20 protein-coding genes are annotated in these 18,953 nt (G+C 64.3%); 1 reads left to right on the plus strand and 19 read right to left on the minus strand.

Translation table 11 applies throughout. The features are described 5' to 3' along the window. Positions 1-2: 2 nt before the first annotated feature. The 16 genes from ACOQPH_RS14650 to ACOQPH_RS14725 form a co-directional block, all read right to left on the minus strand. A complete protein-coding gene (locus tag ACOQPH_RS14650; protein WP_420622087.1) occupies positions 3-1,565 on the minus strand; it encodes a complex I subunit 4 family protein in 1,563 nt (520 codons plus the stop codon). A 56-nt stretch (positions 1,566-1,621) separates the two neighbouring features. Continuing rightward, the gene (gene nuoL, locus ACOQPH_RS14655) at positions 1,622-3,841 is read right to left on the minus strand and encodes an NADH-quinone oxidoreductase subunit L (RefSeq protein ID WP_420622088.1); all 2,220 of its coding nucleotides are present in this window, start codon (positions 3,839-3,841) and stop codon (positions 1,622-1,624) included. 10 nt (positions 3,842-3,851) lie between these two features. After that, on the minus strand, positions 3,852-4,151 hold the full coding sequence (nuoK, locus tag ACOQPH_RS14660) for an NADH-quinone oxidoreductase subunit NuoK (protein WP_420445516.1): 300 nt from the start codon (positions 4,149-4,151) through the stop codon (positions 3,852-3,854). Positions 4,152-4,167: 16 nt separating this feature from the next. Next, complete coding sequence (locus ACOQPH_RS14665; protein WP_420622089.1) at positions 4,168-4,662, minus strand: NADH-quinone oxidoreductase subunit J; 495 nt, start codon at positions 4,660-4,662, stop codon at positions 4,168-4,170. A gap of 9 nt (positions 4,663-4,671) precedes the next feature. Further along, entirely contained in the window at positions 4,672-5,316 is a 645-nt protein-coding gene (locus ACOQPH_RS14670) for a NuoI/complex I 23 kDa subunit family protein (RefSeq protein WP_420622090.1), read from the minus strand. After that, positions 5,317-6,354, minus strand: coding sequence for an NADH-quinone oxidoreductase subunit NuoH (gene nuoH / locus ACOQPH_RS14675; protein WP_419554788.1), 1,038 nt, complete (start codon positions 6,352-6,354; stop codon positions 5,317-5,319). A gap of 5 nt (positions 6,355-6,359) precedes the next feature. Further along, entirely contained in the window at positions 6,360-7,574 is a 1,215-nt protein-coding gene (locus tag ACOQPH_RS14680; protein WP_419551214.1) for an NADH-quinone oxidoreductase subunit D, read from the minus strand. Further along, positions 7,571-8,293: an NADH-quinone oxidoreductase subunit C gene (locus tag ACOQPH_RS14685; protein ID WP_420622091.1), complete on the minus strand. Its 723-nt coding sequence runs from the start codon at positions 8,291-8,293 to the stop codon at positions 7,571-7,573. The genes ACOQPH_RS14680 and ACOQPH_RS14685 overlap by 4 nt, the downstream gene beginning before the upstream one ends. A 2-nt stretch (positions 8,294-8,295) precedes the next feature. Then, the gene (locus ACOQPH_RS14690; protein ID WP_420622092.1) at positions 8,296-8,877 is read right to left on the minus strand and encodes an NADH-quinone oxidoreductase subunit B; all 582 of its coding nucleotides are present in this window, start codon (positions 8,875-8,877) and stop codon (positions 8,296-8,298) included. 13 nt (positions 8,878-8,890) lie between these two features. Continuing rightward, on the minus strand, positions 8,891-9,256 hold the full coding sequence (locus ACOQPH_RS14695; protein WP_420622093.1) for an NADH-quinone oxidoreductase subunit A: 366 nt from the start codon (positions 9,254-9,256) through the stop codon (positions 8,891-8,893). Between the two features lie 139 nt (positions 9,257-9,395). After that, positions 9,396-12,470: a hypothetical protein gene (locus ACOQPH_RS14700; protein ID WP_420622094.1), complete on the minus strand. Its 3,075-nt coding sequence runs from the start codon at positions 12,468-12,470 to the stop codon at positions 9,396-9,398. A gap of 73 nt (positions 12,471-12,543) precedes the next feature. Next, on the minus strand, positions 12,544-13,122 hold the full coding sequence (locus tag ACOQPH_RS14705) for an HAD family hydrolase (RefSeq protein ID WP_420622095.1): 579 nt from the start codon (positions 13,120-13,122) through the stop codon (positions 12,544-12,546). Positions 13,123-13,256: 134 nt separating this feature from the next. Continuing rightward, entirely contained in the window at positions 13,257-13,577 is a 321-nt protein-coding gene (locus tag ACOQPH_RS14710) for a hypothetical protein (RefSeq protein ID WP_420622096.1), read from the minus strand. Positions 13,578-13,625: 48 nt separating this feature from the next. Then, positions 13,626-14,018 carry a type II toxin-antitoxin system VapC family toxin gene (locus ACOQPH_RS14715; RefSeq protein WP_420622097.1) on the minus strand — a complete coding sequence of 131 codons (393 nt, stop codon included), beginning with the start codon at positions 14,016-14,018 and terminating at the stop codon, positions 13,626-13,628. Then, a complete protein-coding gene (locus ACOQPH_RS14720; RefSeq protein ID WP_420622098.1) occupies positions 14,015-14,245 on the minus strand; it encodes a CopG family transcriptional regulator in 231 nt (76 codons plus the stop codon). Before ACOQPH_RS14720 ends, ACOQPH_RS14715 begins: the two co-directional genes overlap by 4 nt. Before the next feature lie 173 nt (positions 14,246-14,418). Then, on the minus strand, positions 14,419-15,639 hold the full coding sequence (locus tag ACOQPH_RS14725; RefSeq protein WP_420622099.1) for an NADH-quinone oxidoreductase subunit N: 1,221 nt from the start codon (positions 15,637-15,639) through the stop codon (positions 14,419-14,421). Positions 15,640-15,858: 219 nt separating this feature from the next. Between ACOQPH_RS14725 and ACOQPH_RS14730 the strand changes: the two genes are divergently transcribed. Next, entirely contained in the window at positions 15,859-16,587 is a 729-nt protein-coding gene (locus ACOQPH_RS14730) for a recombinase family protein (protein WP_420622100.1), read from the plus strand. Positions 16,588-16,601: 14 nt separating this feature from the next. Here the strand turns inward: ACOQPH_RS14730 and ACOQPH_RS14735 are convergent, their stop codons facing one another. The 3 genes from ACOQPH_RS14735 to ACOQPH_RS14745 all read right to left on the minus strand — a co-directional run bounded on the left by ACOQPH_RS14735 (position 16,602) and on the right by ACOQPH_RS14745 (position 18,942). Continuing rightward, positions 16,602-16,880 (minus strand): hypothetical protein, encoded by a 279-nt coding sequence (locus ACOQPH_RS14735; RefSeq protein ID WP_420622101.1) that lies wholly within the window; start codon positions 16,878-16,880, stop codon positions 16,602-16,604. A gap of 1,382 nt (positions 16,881-18,262) precedes the next feature. Then, the gene (locus tag ACOQPH_RS14740) at positions 18,263-18,688 is read right to left on the minus strand and encodes a type II toxin-antitoxin system VapC family toxin (RefSeq protein ID WP_420622102.1); all 426 of its coding nucleotides are present in this window, start codon (positions 18,686-18,688) and stop codon (positions 18,263-18,265) included. Then, complete coding sequence (locus ACOQPH_RS14745; RefSeq protein WP_420622103.1) at positions 18,685-18,942, minus strand: antitoxin; 258 nt, start codon at positions 18,940-18,942, stop codon at positions 18,685-18,687. The genes ACOQPH_RS14740 and ACOQPH_RS14745 overlap by 4 nt, the downstream gene beginning before the upstream one ends. Positions 18,943-18,953 lie beyond the last annotated feature (11 nt).

The raw sequence follows: 18,953 nt of genomic DNA on the forward strand, positions 1-18,953 counted from the left end.
CGTCAGCTCCGCGCCACGGCAGCGTTGATGCTGTCGACGATGTTGACCGACACGTCATCGACCATGTCGTAGATCAGGCCCGGGAAGATGCCGAACAGCACCATCGCCACGATCAGCGGTGCCCACGCCGCCCACTCGTAGCGGTTTACATCGGCAATCGTGTGACCCTCCCACTCGGCCTGCGGCTCGCCGAAGGCGCTGCGCTGGAACAGCCACAGCAGGTAGCCGGCGGCGAACACCGTGCCCAAGGCCGCGATCACCATGTAGGTGCGGAAGGTCTCTTCGGGCAGGCCTGCGCCGGGGTTGTAGGCCGACAGGATCGCCGGGAACTCGCCCCAGAATCCGGCCAGGCCGGGCAGGCCCAGCGATGCCATGGCGGAGATGCCCAGGATCCAGCCCATCCGGGGCGCCGCCTTGAGCAGCCCGCCCAAGCGGCTGATCTCCAGCGTGTGGTACCGCTCCTTCACCGAACCGGCCAGGAAGAACAGCATCCCGGTGATGATCCCGTGGGCCACCATGCCGAACACTGCGGCGTTGATGCCGAAGTCAGTCAGCGTGGAGATGCCCAGCATCACGAATCCCATGTGGGCCACCGAGCTGAACGCGATGAGCCGTTTCATGTCGGTTTGTGCGAGGCATCCCAACGCGCCGTAGATGATGCCGATCACCGCCAGCAGGCCGATCCACGGCGCCCACGCTGCGGCACCCTCGGGCAGGAACGGCAGCGCAATCCGCACGAAGCCGTAGGTGCCGAGCTTCAGCAAGATCGCCGCCAGGATCACCGAGCCCACCGTGGGTGCCTCGGTATGCGCATCGGGCAGCCAGGTGTGGAAGGGGAACATCGGCACCTTGATGCCGAAGCCCATGAACAGGCCGGCAAAGATGATCGCCTGCGTGCCCCGGGTCAAGCCGACGCCGGCGACGTCGGCCAGCTCGCGCATGTCGAACGTATGCAGCAGCAGGCCGTTGTCGTTGCGCGACACGAAGTACAGCGCCACGAAGCTGACAATCATCAGCGCCGAGCCGAACAGCGTGAACAGGAAGAACTTCAGCGAGGCGTAGCGGCGGTTCTCGCCGCCCCACACGCCGATCATGAAGTACATCGGCAACAGCACGACCTCGAAGAAGACGAAGAACAGGATCAGGTCCTGCGCCACGAAGGTGCCGTTCATGCCCGACGCCAGGATGAGTATCAGGATCAGGAACGCCTTGGCGTTACCCGGCTCGGGGATGTGCTCCCACGAGTAGATGACGCACAGCGGAATGATCACCATCGACAGGATCAGCAGCGGCATCGACAGCCCGTCGAGACCCAGGATGTAGTCGGCGTCGATCGCGTTGATCCATCCCTTTTCCACGACGAACTGCAGCGACCCCGCATTGCCGTAGTCGAAGGTGAACAGCAGGTACACCCCGACGGCCAGTGCTGCCAGCGACGAGATAAGCGCGATCAGCTTCAGCTCGAGCTCGCGCGCACGCGGCACCAGCATCATCACGAGCGCGCCGACGACCGGCAGGAACACCGCAAGGCTCAGCGCCCAAGCGTCGAATCCAGTTGCGTCCACTACGAAGCTCCCTCTTGCTTACGACCCTGATACATGTCTCTGCGTCATTTCACTGGTCACAGGACGATCACGAACACGATGGCAACCACGGCCGCTGTGCCGAACAGCAGCGAGCCGTAGTCCTGGACCTTGCCGGTCTGCATCACCCGCAGACCCTGACCGCCGGCATCGGCACCGGTGCCGAGCGCGTTGACGGTGTTGTCGATGGTGCCCTGGTCGATCCAGCGATACACCCACTTGCCGCCGTCGCGGGCTGACTCACCTGCGGTATTGACGACCTTGTCGATCACGTTGTCGTTGACCCAGTTGGCGGCACGAGCGATGGGCGCCTTGATCGAGCCCACCACGATGTCGGTATAGAGGTGGTCGAGGTAGTACTTGTTCTCGAGGAACGTGTAGCCGGCCTTGGCGTAGCGGTTGCGCTCGGTCAGCCCGTGCGGTCCGGCGTTGCGCCAGAAGTACATGAAGGTGATGGCTATGCCGGCCAGCGCCAGCGCCAGGCCCACGAGGGCCAACACCAGCGACGGGTCCGGATGTGACAGGCCGATGGCGTTGAGGTAGTGCGACGGCTCGAAGTAGGTCTGGACACGGTGGGCGAAGCCCTCGAGCCCGAAGGGCGAGAGCACCCCGGTGGGCAGGTTGAACACGCCCGCAACCACAGCCATGCCCGCCAGGATCCACAGCGGGACGGTCATGACCTTGGGTGACTCGTGGGGGTGGCCAAGGCCCCGGTACTCGCCCCAGAACGTGTACCAGATGACCCGGGTCATGTAAGCGGCGGTGAGCAGCGCCACGACGCAGCCGAAGATCAGCATGAGCGGGTAGGCGTTCTCTTGACCCGCGAGCGCCCCGAGCAGGATCTCATCCTTCGACCAGAAGCCCGCAAAGGGGAAGATGCCCGCCAGCGCCAGCGTCGCAATCACGAACGTCTTGTACGTGTGCGGCATGTACTTACGCAGGCCGCCCATCTCGCGAATGTCGAAGGTGTGATGCGCTGCGTGGCTGACCGATCCGGCCCCCAGGAACAGGCAGGCCTTGAAGAAGGCGTGCGTGAACAGGTGGAACATGGCGGCGGTCCATGCGCCCACGCCCAGCGCCATCACCATGTAGCCGAGCTGGCTCACCGTGGAGTACGCCAGCACCTTCTTGATGTCCCACTGGGCGAACGCCAGACCGGCACCGACGAGGGCCGTGAAGCCGCCGATGAACGCCATGAGGTTGATCGACGAGGTGCCGATGGAGAAACCCTCGTAGAAGACCGGGTACAGCCGGCCGATCATGAACACGCCGGCTACGACCATGGTTGCCGCGTGGATCAGCGCTGAGACCGGCGTGGGTCCGGCCATGGCGTCAGGCAGCCAGGTGTGCAGCGGGAACTGGCCCGACTTGGACGCGACTGCTGCCATCAGTGCGATAGACGCCATCAGGAGGGCGAAGTGATACGGGTTGACGGTCCCGGTTTCGCTCGCGACGCGACTCGCCTCGCCGATCTTCACGTTGATGTCGTGAATGCCGAACGTGCCGAACGTGCCGAACAGGATGATGACGCCGACGATCAGGCCGATGTCGCCGACGCGGTTGGTCAGAAACGCCTTCACCGCGGCATCGGAGTTGGGACGTTCCTCCCACCAATGCCCGATGAGCACGAAGCTGCAGACGCCCACCAGCTCCCAGCCCACGATCATCTGGATCAGGTTCTGGGCCATGACGAAGAAGAGCATCGCGGCGGTGAACAGGCTCAAGAAGGCGAAATAGTGGACGAAGCGCCTGTCGCCCTTCACGTACTCGCTGGAATAGATGTGCACGAGCAGTGAGATGGACGTGACCACCACCAGCAGCAGCACGGTCTGGCCGTCCACGAGCGTGCCCACGGCGAAGTCGACGCCGCCAGTCGACCACCAACCGGTGAACGTGGAGATGACCGGCTCGGGGCCCGCCGCGCCGTGCCCGTCGTCTTCGGCGTGCCCGTCGTCTTCGGCGGCGAGATGCAGCTCACCGTCGAGGCCGGCACTCGAGCTCGACGCGCTCAGCCCTTCATTGACCTCGACAAGCGCGTGCTCGGCGTCGTTCGACTTCGATGAGGACGCACCATCCTCCACCCGCGTGATCCACGACACTGCCGCGATCATCGACAGCACCCACACGATGCCCACGGCGGTGATGCCCACCTTCTGGACCCGCTCGATGCCGATGATGCTGCGGCCGAACAGCAGGATGACGACGAAAGAAATCGCCGGGATCAGCGGGATGAGGTAGGCGTTCTCAAGGATCCGCATGCGCGTGCGATCAGCCCTTCATCAGGTCGAACTCGTCGACCGCGATCGATCGGCGGTTGCGGTACAGCAGCAGCACGATGGCCAGGCCCACGCCGACCTCGGCGGCTGCGACCGCAATGATGAACAGGGCGAAGACCTGCCCAGACACGACGTCGTGCTGCAGCCCGAACGCCACCAGGTTGAGGTTGACGGCGTTCAGCATCAGCTCGATCGACATCAGCACCATGACGCCGTTGCGGCGTGCAAGCGCGCCGTAGACGCCCACGGCGAACAGCAGCGCGCCCAATAGCAGGAACTGGTTCAGCAGCATCGACCCGTCTCCTGCCTCAGTCCCGCCGCGCCAGCACGACGGCACCGATCAGCGCGGCTAACAGCAGCACCGAGATGGCTTCGAACGGGATGATGTATTGCGAGAAGACTGAGTCCGACACATCGGCTGTCCGAAAGACCTGGCTGTCTTGAGCCAGCGAGTCGGTGCCGAAGCGGTCAATGAGGGCGTAGACGGTGACCCCGCCCAGCGCCAGCGCCGACAGGGCCGCTACCGGCCACGTGGCCCCGGTCATCTGGGGCATTCGCCCGATCGGCGCCCGGGTGAGCATGATGCCGAACAGGAACAGCACCATCACGGCGCCGATGTAGACGAGCACCTGCGTCGTGGCGATGAACTCGGCCGCCAGCAGTATGTAGTTCGCTGCCAGACCGCCCAGCACGGCCACCAGGAACAGGGCCGCATGCACGATGTTGCGCGTCGTCACCATCCCGAGCGCGGCCAGCACGGTTGCTGCCGCGATGAGGCCGAAGGCGATGTTCTGCGCAATCATGGTGCCCGCCTAGCCGCCGGCTCCGCCAGCGGTGCTGGCCTCGCCGCCAGCTCCGCTGGCGGGATCAGACACAGGGGCGCCGAGCTTGCGCACCGGCGCCATGTCGTCGGGGCCGAAGTCGGGCACCGTGCGCACTTTCTGCTCCGAGCCCGGCTCGTAGGCCAAGAACTCGGGCACGGTCTCCATCCACTCGCCGAGCCGGATCCGGTCGTGCAGCAGGTCGGCGATGTGCGGTTCGGAATACTCGTACTCGGGCGTCCAGAACAGTGCGTCGAACGGGCACACGTCCACGCAGATGCCGCAGTACATGCACAGCGCGTAGTCGATGTCGAACCGATCGACCACGTTGACCGTCCGAGCTTTGCCGCCGGCTCGGCGAGGCGGAGCCTTCACCTTGTGGCCTTCGATGTAAATGCACCAGTCGGGGCACGACCTCGAGCACAGCATGCAGGCGGTGCAGTTCTCCTCGTGCAGTGCAATCACGCCCCGGGCGCGGTCGGGCGGGGCTTCCTTCTCGTGCGGATACTGCACGGTGACCGAGCCCTGCTGCGGCGCGGGGATGAGCGTGCGCATGCCTCGCTTGGGGAACAGCGTGCGCACTGCGGTGCGCGCGGTCACGCCGAGGCCCTTCAGCAATCCGGGGAGCTGCGGCATCTAGAGCACCACCTTGAAGATTCCGGTCACGACGATGTTGGCGAGCGACAGCGGGATGAGGACCTTCCAAGCGAACTTCTGGAGTTGGTCCTCGCGCAGGCGGGGATAGGTGAAGCGGATCCAGAAGATGACAAAGGCCACCAGCAGGATCTTGACGAGCATCACGACCGGACCGAGAACATTGAGTATCGGAGCGTCGATGTCGAACCCAGGAATCCACCAACCACCCAGGAACATGACGGTGGCCAACGCCGAGAAGGCGAAGGCCGTGGCCACTTCGGCCATGAAGAACAGCAGGAAGCGGAAGCCCGTGTATTCGACGTGGAAGCCGCCGACCAGCTCGGTCTCGGCCACTGGCATGTCGAACGGCGTCTGGGTCAGCTCGGCCTGGGCAGAGATCATGAAGATCAAGAAGCCGATGAACTGGGTCAGGATGAACGGGTTTCCGATGAGGCCGAAGCCGAAGATCTCGCCGGTGGCCTGTGCCCGCACGATCTCTTGCAGGTTGAGAGAGTTGGCTTGGATGACCACGCCCATGACGGCGAGGATCAGCGGCAGCTCATAGGCGATGAGCTGGCCAGCAGCTCGCAGGCCACCGAGCAGTGCGTACTTGCTGGCTGAGGCCCAGCCGGCCATCAGCACGCCCAGCACCGACAGCGACGAGACCGCCAGCGCGTAGAAGATGCCCGTGTCGAGGCTTTCCACGACAGCGTCGGGGCCGGTGGGCAGCACGACGAAGAGCAGGAACGACGAGGCAAGCACCACCACCGGTGCTGCACGAAAAACGCGCCGGTCGGCGGCGGCGGGGTGAATGTCTTCCTTTTGGAGGAACTTGATCGCGTCCGCGATGAGCTGCAGCGAGCCGGAAGGGCCCACGTCCTGGGGACCCAGCCGGCTCTGCATGAAGGCCATCATCTTGAGCAGGAACAGGTAGCCGAGCATCAGCGCAGCCGTCGGGATGACGATGAGCGCGACGCCGAGCTTGATGCTGGTCTCCGCCCAGTACGCCAATCCCAGCAGGGCGCTCAGGTCTCCCATCGCGCTCACCGGTCGATGTCCCCGAGGATGAAGTACAGCGAGCCCAAGATGGTGATGATGTCGGGCACGTAGGTGCCCCGCATGACCCAGGGCACGATCGAGATGTTGCTGAAGCTGGGCGTGCGGATCTTCACCCGGAACGGCCCCAGGCCGCCCTTGGAGATCACGTAGTAGCCCATCTCGCCCAGCGGGTTCTCGGTGGAGACATAGGCCTCGCCGGCTGGCACCTTGATGATGAGCGGCACCTTGGCCATGATCGGCCCCGACGGGATGGCGTCGAGCAGTTGGTCGACGATCTTGGTGGCCTCGCGGGTTTCCTGCATCCGCACCCAGTAGCGGGCGAACGAGTCACCGTCGGGGTGCGTCCACACCCGCCAGTCGATCTGATCCCAGGCAAGGCCCGGGTTGGCGTCGCGACGCAGGTCCCAGTCGACGCCGCTGGCTCGTAGGTTGGGGCCCGAGAGGCCATAGCCCAGAGCCACATCACTGGGGATCACGCCGACGCCTCGACAGCGAGTCTGGAAGATCTCGTTGCCCATGAGCAGGTCTTCCATTTCGTCACAGAAGCCGCGCATCTTGGCCATGACAGCATGGGTTTCGGCGATCCAGCCCCGTGGCAGGTCGTCCTTGAGGCCGCCGATGCGGTCGAAGTTGGGGTGGAAGCGACCGCCGGTCACTTCTTCGATCTGGTTGAGCACCCGCTCGCGGTCGCGGAAGGCGAAGAACACCGGGGTGAGGGCGCCGATCTGCACACCCATGTCGCCGAGGAACAGCGACACATTCGCGATGCGGCTCAGCTCGAACAGGATGGTTCGGATCCACTGCGCACGCGGCGGGGCCTCGACGCCCATCAGCTGCTCCGCGGCCAGGATGAACGGCACCTCGTTCGCGAAGCTGCCCAGCCAGTCGATGCGGTTGATCAGCGTGGTGCACTGCGGGTAGGTACGGACCTCGCAGAGCTTCTCGTAGCCGCGGTGCATGTAGCCCATCAACGGCTCGGCTGCGATGACCTGCTCGCCGTCGAGCCGGCAGGCGATGCGCAGCGTCCCGTGGGTGGCGGGGTGCTGCGGTCCGATGTTCAGCGTCATGTCGCCCGTGTCGAGTTCGACGTTGACACGAGCATCGGCAGCCTGCCCTGCCACGTAGGCCTGCTGTTCGCGCAGCGCGGCGGCTCCGGATGCGAACCTGCGAGCACCATCGGACGCAGTTGCGGGGCTCATGCGCCCGCTCCCGACGCCTCAAAGGAGGCCATCACCTCGGCCTCGAGCTGGGCTTCGAGCTCCGGCGGGATCTCTTCGATGTCGACCACACCGGGCCACGGCTTGACCGCACGCGCCAGCAGGGGGAAGTCCTTGCGGAGCGGATGACCCTCGAACTCGCTCGGCAGGTAGATGTGCTCCAGGTTCGGATGACCCTCGAAGCGGATGCCGAACATCTCGTGGGCTTCGCGCTCGTGCCAGTTGGCACCGGCAAACACGTCGATGATCGACGGCACTGATGCCGGGGCACCGTCGACATCGGTCACGTCGGCCTTGAGGATGACGGCGACGTGCCGTGCCGGGGCGTGCAGATGTGCGAGCAGCTGGAAGCGAGTGTCGCCGCCGCCTAGGCGCACCGTTTCGGAGGCGGTGGCGCTCGTGGTCTCTTCTTCGTCCTGGCCGACACCAGCGCCGTCGAACTCGGTGTCCTCGTAGCGGCCTTCAGGCGCATCTGTCCAGTCGATGGCCGACAGGAAGCCGAAATAGACGAAGCCGGCGTCGCGCAGCGCAGTGATCGCAGTGCGCCAGTGCTCGATCTCGATGCGCAGCCAGAGGTTCTGGCCCGCTTCGATGTGGGTTTCGACCAAGGCGTCACCCAGCAGCTCTGCCAGCTCCGCAGCTAGGGCTTCGCGGGCCTCGTCGCCAGGCGTTTCGGTGCCGTCGTCGGTGTCGTCCGCCATGGCTACGCCGGCACCCGAGCGGGGTTGGCCTGCAACGCCGGCGCTGGTGCCGAGGGCGGCACCCGTGTCGATGCTGGTGCCGAGGGCGGCACCACGATGGGCTCACCTCGCCAGCGTTCTTGAATGTCCTCGCGCTGGATGCGCTCCTGCAGCAGCACGATGCCCTCAAGCAGTGCCTCAGGCCGAGGAGGGCAGCCGGGTACGTACACGTCGACGGGGATGATCTGGTCGACGCCCTTCGTGACCGAGTAGCTGTCCCAGTACGGGCCGCCGCAGTTCGCACACGAGCCCATCGAGATCACGTACTTGGGCTCGGGCATCTGCTCATACAGGCGTCGGATGACCGGCGCCATCTTGTCGGTGACCGTGCCCGAGATCACCACCAGATCGGCCTGGCGGGGGCTGGCGGGGAACGGGATGACGCCCAGGCGCATGACGTCGTAGCGGGGCGAGCCGAACGCGGCGCCCATCTCGATGGCGCAGCAAGCCAAGCCCCACTGGTACACCCACAGCGAGCGGGCCCGGCCGAAGTTCAGCAGCCAGGTGAGCGGCTTGGGCAGTTTGACCTTGTCGACCAGTGCCATTACGCGCTCCCGCTCACACCCAGCGCAAGACGCCTTTGCGCCATGCGTAGAACAGGCCAAGGATCAGGATGAAGATGAAGATCGCCATCTCGACCAGGCCGAACAGGGCGTAGACGTCGAGCCGCGTCGCCCAGGGGAAAATGAACACGGCCTCCACGTCGAACAAGACGAAGAGAACCGCGAAGACGTAGTAGCGGATCTGGCTTTGGGTCCAGTCGCTGCCGACCGGGTCGACGCCGCTCTCATACGCGATCAGCTTCTGAGGTGTCGGTCGTTGCGGCCGCAGGATCCGGGCGACGCCGAACATCGTGAAGGCCATCAGGACTGCCGCTGCACCGAAGATTGCGACGGTCAGATAGCTCCGCAAGAGATCGGACACGGACCGCAACGCTAGCGACTGCGGGACCGCCTGCGCCGAACCTCGGCCTGCTTGTCAAACATCGCCAGAGCACCCGCTGCCGATGCGTTCTCGCCATTCATTCTCGATATCGCGTGCCGACAAATACCGATTGCGACACTCACTGAAACACCGGTGGTGTTCCGTCGTGGACGGACGGTTCGCGACACCAGTCACGGGTAAGATCGCGCAGAGGTTCAGAATCGGGAATTCCCAGCAAGTGAGCTGCCGCTTCATCCACTGCCGCGCGCGCAGGGTCGCGGTAAGCATCACGAGCGGGCATGAGTGTCGTACGAAGGAGTTCCAGCCTGGTTTCCAGCAATTCGCGGGCTGCGGCATACGTCGACGTTTCGTTGAAGTCGGGGCACGGCATCTGCCGGATGCCTTCCAGTTGCGCGCTGCTACGTCCATGCTGCTGGCGCTGCGCGCGTGACCAGTGGACCACCATCCCAAGTGTCGAATTCGCCCAGATCGCGAAACCGAAGCGGACGACTGGGTCGTCGTGTAGGAGCGCGCACCATGCTCGCCCACCCATAACGGGCTTGTCCGTAATCGCCGCAAGCGCCACCTGTGACGGCCAGAAGATGCCGCGCTGATAGAAGAGTATGGATCGGCATCTGCGCATCTCGGCGAGGGCGTTGTGGGAACGAGCTCGTTCATTGGCTTCAGCTTCGGCCTGAGCCTCAGCGACTGCTGCGTCGCTGGGATTGCCGCCATCGGAGCGAGACAGCTCGCGTTGCAGCTGTACGAGGGCGCGTTCACGCGCAGCGCCGAGTCGTGGACCTACGGCGAGGCCGTAGTGAGTCGGATCGACGGTCAACATGGTCTGCGCGTCCGCGTCAGATGCCCACAGCGAAACATCCGCTCGTACCTGATCGTCGGAAATCGGCCATAGCTCGAACTCCCCGATCGGTTCGTTGCCCGCCACATGGCCAATGCGGTGGTGCGTCGGACCCACCTCGAACAACTCACCGATTGTCGTCATGGCGACCGAGCACACGGGCTCGTGCGCATCAAGAGGCATGAACTCGCCTCGCCGCGTGAGTCGTTCCGCAACTGTCACCGCGCCGAAGCTCGCCGCCCCGACTGCAGCCCATGGTCCTCCATCGGCGGCCGGCAGCACCGTCCAACGACCGGTCACGGCGGATCCTACGGTGACGTTGCCTTCCCGCTGCTCCTCCCGGCCGCGAAGCGCGGCATCGACAGATCGTCCAGTCTCCGCAGCTACGGCAATGCTGCTGAACGGCTCATCGAGCGCCACCGTCATGATGTCGGCTGCCGAGAGGTCAGTGCGAGGCTCCGAGCGCTTGGTGGCTGCAATGATCATCTCGCCCATGGCGGTGTCCGCCGAGAGCGTCCTGTCGCCGCCACGGGTCGCACCCGGGAATGCGACGAGTAGCAAGTCGTCGAAATGCGTCTCGAACATGGCCCGGATGCCCGCCCACGCTGGCGACGCAGCAGCAGTGATCGGCAGCACGATGCCGGCCCGGCCCCCGGGGCTGAGCTTGCAGCGCACGAGTTCGCAGAACACCGAAGCAAGTCCCGCCTTGAGATTGGCAGGCGTGTCGCGAACCAAAGTCGCTGCTCGCTTCTGGGCGCGCGTCCGTTCACTGTCGGTTGCCCCGGCGATGTCAAAGAGCGCCTGGCCACCGCGCGAACGTGAATACGGCGGGTTCATCATCACGATGTCGAAGCGCTCGTCGGGGGCGTACAGGCCTTGAGCGTCCGCTTCGGCACCAGGGCGCGGCGCGGACCCCGTCGTCGACGCCTCGTAGCCGAACAGGTCGGCTAGTTCTTCAGTGGCCAGATATTCGACGGAGCCAGTCTTGCCCGCCGGCCCGCATACCTGCGCGACACCGATATTGGTATGGCGGTAATCGGCACCAGGCTCGATGTTCGAGAGGCCCGATGCAGTCAGATGAGCGGCGATCGGGGAGATATCGACACCGCAGAAGCCCTGCTGCATCAAGTGCGTGTGCAGTGCCGCCAACCCTTCGGGCTGCGCTCCCGCGGCTCGTGCAAGCGCGCGGACTCTTCGGTAGGCAGCCCGAAGAAGCGTCCCGGTGCCGCAGGCGAAGTCGGCGATTCGGAAAGTCTCACCCAAGTGATCCGACTCGCCGAGCGCGAGTGCGCGAGCAGGCCGCGGAAGTTGCACACCCTCATTGACCGTGATGTGGGCGAGGAATTCCGCGACTTCTGGGCGTGTGTAGTAGCTCGCCGCCTCGGACCTGTCCGAAATGAGGCGTTGGAACAACTCTCCTCCGATGTCGAACAAGCCGAGCACGCTTGCCTCGACACGGTTGGCCATCCGCGCCGCCCGGCCCAGCAGATCCGCAGTCACGGCCGTGCCGGCGTTGCGTTCCACGATCTGCAGTGCCTCGGTCGCCGGGTCGAACACTGACCGGTAGTCAATGCCGCGAATGGTTTCCCACGCCTGCTGCACAAGCTCGGGAAGGGGGTTGTAGTCGAGAATCGCCTCAGCCCGTTTCGGCACCTCCGTGTGAGACTGCGCGATCCGGTCCTGGAACAGGAAGGCATTCAGCCAGACGACGCCGACAACATTGAGGCTGTCCGAGCCTGACGGCCGCCCCATGGCGATCGCCAGCCGGAGCTTGGCGTCATCGCTGAGGCTGGCGTCGAGATCCTCTGAGATACCACGCATCTTGTCGGCGGCGTCCGAGGCAACCTTTTCGACTTGTCCAGGCGGAACCGAGACCATGACCGCGAGTTCGGAAAGGGATTGAGCCGTGCCGGTGAGCCAACCGGTTCGCGGCCAACGGATGGGTTCAGCAGAGCTCTCTGAACGTGAGAAGACGGCGTAGTGCAATTGTGCACCACCTACGAGCCGGCTCACGGCCTCTTCGTGGTCCTTCCACTGCTCGGCAAGCGGTGGCGCCAAGACCGACATCGCCGCTTCAATGACGCGGCCGTCACGCTTGAGCTCGAGGCCAAGCCTCGCGACGGCGTCCTTGTCCGGCTGACTGCCGGCGCGGTTGTACTCCACCTCGACGGCTACGGGCAGCAGACCTGCGGCGCTCACCAGGACATCCACACGACCCGAGCTGCCCCCAGAAACAGGCTTGAGCACGCCGACGCGTTCGTGACTGAAATCGATGCGCTTGTCGGCGTGCATCCGCTTCATCGCCTCGGCTAGTGCGGCATTGAAGTCGTGCTCGTGGAGTCTTCCTTCAGGCATCGAAGCATTCCGCTCGTTGTGGACGGCTTGCGAACACTGCGTCTTGGTTGCTTCTGTGAATTCGCCGCTCACTCTATGGAACGTCACCCGACGCATTGCGCACCCCGCGAGGATGCTGCCGCTTCGGTCGCAGCAGCGACGCCAAGCACCCGGTCTCAAACAGCACTGCCTCGAAACCGACTGCACGTGCAGCATCAACGTTCTTCTGGCGGTCGTCGACGAACAGGCACTCGCCGGGATCAGCTCCGATCATGCTGAGCAGCGTCAGGAAAGCCTCGGCGTCGGGCTTGCGAACGCCGATGTCGCCGGAGATGCACCAGGGATCGATGAATTCTGCCAATCCGAAGTGATCGCGTTGAGGGGCGGCCCACTCGCTCACATCGTTTGAAAGGCACGCGACGCATATGCCACGAGCTGTCACGTCTGCGAGCAGGTCCTTGAGGCCAGATGAAAGCGAGTGACCGGCGGTGTAGTCGGCGTCATCGCCATCAACGCCACACCCCTGCCAGAACTCCGAACTGGTCATCCGGCCGAGACTCGCTGCGTGATAGAGAGCCTCGATCTCCGCGTCCGAGAGTCGGCAGCCTTTGTCGCGGAGGTACGGAATGAGCAGCTCAGCGACATCGTCGCCAGCGCGATAGATGACGCCCATCGCGTCAAGCACAAGCCAACGGACAGCGCGAGGCATCAGGACGAGGAGTGCTGCGCTGCTGTCAGATCACCTTGACGCCGCTTGTGAACGACGAGGCGCAAGCCGAGCAGAGTGACACCGCCGGCCACGGCCACCTAGGCCGCCAAGGCGACGTTGCTGACCGGCGGGAACGCCCACTCCAAGAACGGCCTGGCCACCAGCGCCTCTGGAGTGATGATCAGTGCAAACAACGCCGCGGCCACAGCGGCCGAGGTGCTCCCGATGATCACCCCGTCGCGCCACGGGTGACGATGGAACTCGTCGTGGCAGATGTAGCGAGGATTCTCGGGGCTGCCGTTCACCGGGACGCCATCTTCTTCCATCCAACCAAAGAAACAGCGCTCGATCGGATGCGCTCCGGCGGGACTCGCCGCTGCAGACAGCAGAGCGAATGCAATCGCAAGAGCCGCTGGCACGAGGAGAATTGCACGGATCTTCGTCACAGTGCAGCGTTTCGTCATGGGCTATGGGCGTACTTCGATGAAGCCGGCTGCGCTGAAGTCGCCGTCGAATGCCAGCGCCTCGGTTATCCGCTCACGGCGCATGATCTCGAAGCTGGTGGCGTCGACGTAGGAATAGGCGCGCTCGTCGTGCCGATGCAGCCACTCCCACGCCCGCGCATCTATGGCCGCATCGACCATGGCAATCGAGAGCCTGGGCGACTCGTTTGCGAGTTCGACGAAGCTGAGCGCCGCTGTATGACCGACACGGCGCCGCAGCCACGTCCACGTTTCGCCCAGCACCAAGTTGGAGGTCCGCAACGGCCCGCTATCACGCCACAGGACAGCGGCGTCATCATGGCGCCGGTCTCTCGGGACCGCGAGACCTATCCAAAACGAGGAGTCAACAAATCTCACGGCGCCGTGTCGTAGCCGTAAATGACCGCATCTATGTCATCGTTTGGTTCAACATCGAAGCGGCCGACCAAGGCGTCCAGCGGATCCGCGAACTCATCGGATTCTGCGCTCAGCAATGCGCGCACAGCATCTCGCATCAGCGCCGAGCGTGACACTCCCTGTTTCGCCGCCGCTGCCGTCAGCGCTTCGTCGATGTCAGGCTCCATATAGAGCTGTATACGCCGCATATCTGCAATATACACCTATTACTCGCCGAGCGTCCGTTGCAAGTGGCGGCCGACGGCCAAACAGCGCCGGCGCTGCGCAGGTGCGCCGAGCGCGGAATTCAAAGTTATGAAACTTGCTGTGGGTTTGAAATCTTGTTCATAACTTTGCAAGCGGAGCTGCCGCGGGGCGCGCTCTAGAGAATGATCGACAGGATGGCGTCGGCGCTCGACTCCAAGAGTCGCTGCGGGAATACGCCGACAACAACCGTCACTGCAACCGCGAGGCTGATCGCGAAGACCGATGTCAGGGGCAGGCCTCCCCAGCGCGGTCGGCTGGCGCGGGCGGCGGGAATGCTGTCGCCGTCATCAACCGGTCCCTCAGGGGCGTACATGGTCAGCACGACGCGCAGGTAGGCGAAGGCGCCCACAACGGCAGTGACCATGGCAACCGCAGCCAGGATGTAGCCACGAGCGCCGATCGCTGCGCGGATGACCTCGAACTTCGCCACGAAGCCCGCAGTCAGCGGAACACCTGCCTGTGCCAGCAGCAGCACCGCAAAGGCGAGTGCCAGAACGGGTCGGCGACGTGCCAGCCCGCTGTAGTGGCTGAGGGAATGGGGGCTCGAGTCGGGTTCCAGCGATCGAGCTTCAGTACCGAACACCGACAACACGGCGAAGCTGCCCAACGCCATGAACGAATAGGCGACCAGGTAGAAGACGGCCGACGAGACCCCGTCTCCCGATTCGACTGCTGACAATCCGACGAGCACGAATCCGGCATGGCTGATCGAGCTGAACGCCAGCATCCGCTTGACATCGATCTGGCAGATGGCCATCACCGCGCCGACTGCCAGCGTGGCGAACGCAAGCCCGACGAGGATCGGCGTCCAAGCGGTGCTCTGCTCCGCGACGGCCACGTACAGCACACGCGCCAGCGCCGCGAAGCCCGCTGCTTTGGCGATGGACGCCAGGTAGCCGGTGACCGGGCTTGGCGCACCCTCGTACACGTCGGGCGCCCAGAAATGGAACGGGACAACGGCCACCTTGAACCCCAAGCCGACCAGCAACAACGCGACGCCAGCGAGCAGCAAGTAGTCGGTCTGCCGGATGGTTCCGAAGAGGAAGTCCCCGATCCCGCTGAGATTCGTGCTGCCCGTGGCGCCATGCCGTATCGGTCGAGGGCTGAATGCGCGACCAGCGCAGTCATGACCACACCTGCGCCTACCAGCACGGTAAGCAGCAGGCTGAAGCCATCGCTCACGAATGCACCCGCCAGCGTGGGCCGAGGCGTGGCGCCGACGAGGATGATCTGCGGAACGAGCACCCACCAGTCGACGGCCAGCGACACGAACGGCACCGGGAGCGACGACATCAGTGACGATCCTCGCCGTGCTCTGTGTCGGAATGCTCAGCATCGGAGCGCTCGCTCGAACTACGCCGAATCACCGACCCGGTTGTCGAGTGCAGGTCAGACGGCTGAGCGCAACGAATTTCGCGGCAGTTGCGAGGCACTGGTTCCGACCACGGCGAGACACCCAAATGCCTCCGTAGGGCCACACACGTCCCCGCGCCGACCTGCCGCTCGCGAACATTGATCCTTGAATCACTCGTTCGCATCCACTACGTTGCGCTGTGTGAATGAACGAATGTATGCAACAGAAGCAAGGCGGATCATCTCCTACGCCCGCGTGTCCACGGGCGTCCAAGCAGCCTCCGGGCTCAGCATCACCGCCCAGCACCAAGCCGTCGCCGACGCGTCAGCCGCTCGAGGATGGCAGGTGATCGCATGCGTGACCGACGAAGCGGTGTCGGGATCCGTGCCCGTCGGCGAACGCCCTGGGCTGAGTACCGCGCTCGCGCAGCTCGAACGAGGCGACGCCGATGCGCTTCTCGCTACGCGCGTCGACCGCCTCGCCCGCGACACACTGGAGACGCTCTTGCTGTTCGACCGCGCAGAGCGATCCGGTTGGGAGATCCTCACTCTCGACGCTCCCGACGGCGTGAGAACGCACAACGGGCGCCTGCTGGTGGAAGTGCTTGCGATGATCGCAACTCACGAAGCCGGCATGGCTCGGGCCCGCACCAAGACGGCCCTCCGGACCGCTCAGAGCAACGGCAAGCGCCTCGGCCGGCCCAGCCGCCAGCCCGAATCCGCCCGGGTGCTCGCCGCGCAGCTCCAGGCCGAGGGCTTCAGCCTCCGCGACATCGCAGCAGCGCTCGAAGCCGCAGGGATACTCACCGCCACCGGCAAGACCACCTGGCACCACTCCAGCGTCGCCGCCCTCCTGCGCAGCACTGATGAGCTGTCAGATGCGGGCGAGCAAGCTCTGGCGCATTCTCGACCCGAGGACTCGCCGAGCTGAATCGCTTGGACAGCTCAACCACACTCCCGTCGCGTCTCAGCCTCCGCGATGATCATGGCAACCCGTGCCGCCACGATGGATTCGGCACTCGCGTCGTGATCAGGGCCATCGAGTTCTCCAGCGTGATCCTCTGCAGTCTGGTGCGCCGCATCGTGTGCTTCTATCGCTTGGCCCCAGCGTTGCTCAGCGTCGGCTTGTGCCCACGCCGCGGACTCACACCCGACCGATCCTCCATCGACGAGCGTGCAGCCGCTTACCAGAAGACCCATCATGGCTGCGGTCAGCCGTCGCATTGACAGCTACGCGGCCCGCCGCACTACGCGACGCGCCCGTCGTGGCAACTTGCGTGACTTGATCTTCGTGCGTGGCTTGATCCTTCCGTCGCGCCCGATGCGCCGCCCGTCACGGTTGATCCTGTGCCGGCCGGTTGGGGGAAAGATACGCCGCAACTCCTCTGCCGCGCCGCTCCACTCCCCATAGTCAGCACGCGCAGACTTCAACCGTCGAATGGTCTCTATGTCTGACATTGGAACTCAGCCCGGCGTCAGGCGACTGAAGCAGGATCGCTCGGGTTGCCACGCGGGAGATGCCCCGTAGCCAAAGCCCTACGATCCGCCTCAGCACGCGCCTCTCCAGCGGTGGGTGCCTTCGACACGCCGCGTGCGACGCGAGTTAGCACCCTCGTGGCTGGCTCGCGTAGATACACCGCGAGCACCACCATCCCAAGGAAGGCGAGCAGGTACACAAGACCCAAGTTCAAGGCTCTGAGAAGCAGAATGCCCTGAACGACGACGAGCAACACACACGCCCAATAGCCCGCTGGACTCAAGGCGCCGAGACGTCGTTCGCAAAAGAACCGGTGCACAAGATCAGCCTATATGTGGGAGTACGTGAAGACGCACGACGTAGCAGCGGCACCGACAACGGCTTGCCCAGCGAGGGTGGCACCTCCTGTCAGCGCGCCTGCGACGGTCAACGTCGGACACGCAGCGTGATACCAGTGCGAGTGTCGGTAAGGGCGGTCCACGTACACCCGGTCGCAAGTCCACACCAGAGTCGGCTTCATTGTGTACTGACCACTAGCGGCCTGCTCGGGAGTTTGAACCTTGGCGTACTGCGTTTCGTATCGACAGTTCGTGTCCGCCAGCGCCCGCTCATAGCGCGTGTCGGCCGACGCGGGAGTTGTTGCAAGAACAACAGCTCCCACTAATGCCAACATGAGAGCAGTGAGCGAAGCGGCGATGAGCCTCTTAGCCCTTGATGTCGGGGGTAATGCGTTCATGGATGAATCCAGTCCTTTCTGTCTAGGAATCGTTCGTTTCATCGACAGAAGGGATGCCCTGGACCGGACCGGTGCACGGACATGCGAGTGGATTCGCCGCGGAGCATCAACAACGTGCTCATGCTCAGCAAGTACGCGGGTTTGCGGCCGATTTCGGCATTGCCGCTGAAGCTGTGCGGCCCGACCGATTTTCCGACTTGACAGCCTCAGATGAGGTGTCTACGATACGAACGTTTCTTAGACAGCAATAAACCGCTTCTGACCTGCGGTTATGGGCTGATCACGCTCCGAGAATCAGCAGTTCGGAACAAGCCGAGACGAGGGAGCATCCCCTGACGCGGTGACGCCCGTCGAAGGCTCGAAAGGCATGCATCTTTCAGAGATCCGGGGCCGTCAGAGCGGGTTGCGCCAGCGCAGGCCTGCGAATCGAGCGAAGTCGGTGTCGTTGGAATGCACCTCGGCTTGGTGCTCGATGGCCAGCGCTGCGATGTGCGCGCCGGTGACGAGGTTCGCCCCGACACCAGCATCGCCCAACAAGCGCCCGAAGATTTCCAAGTACTGCGCACCAGGGTTCAATGCGGTGACTGTTGGGGCACCGAACCATTCACGGACGAATTCCACTGCCGCGGCGGGTGGGGCTGGATCCGTCAGGAGGCTCGGGTGCGTGAGCAGGCGTACGAAGCCCGCTGTCACGATCCACGGAACCCCGATGCGCTCAGAGCCGTTGACGAGGTCTTCCCACCACCGCCGAGCCCCCTCGTGCAATGGCATTCCATCGGCATGCGCGTAGACGAGCAGATTCAGATCAGGGACGATCACCCGCCCGTCTCGCCCAATGATGCCGCTGCGTCAATCTCGTCGTTGAGCTGGTTCAGCCGGAGCGGATCGACTCCGGTACGCAACGCGCTGCGATGCGGCTTGACCCGGTAGACGGGCCGTTCAACCGACGCTGCCGGCCCCAAGCCGCGCCGCAAGGCCTCATTCACCACCCGCTTGAACGGCTGGTCCAGCAACCGCGCCCGTTCCCGCACGGCATCGGCAACGTCATCGTCAAGCGTCAACGTCGTCCGCATTTAAGACATCA

Source organism: Candidatus Poriferisodalis sp., from assembly GCF_965221945.1.
Classification (GTDB): domain Bacteria; phylum Actinomycetota; class Acidimicrobiia; order Acidimicrobiales; family Poriferisodalaceae; genus Poriferisodalis.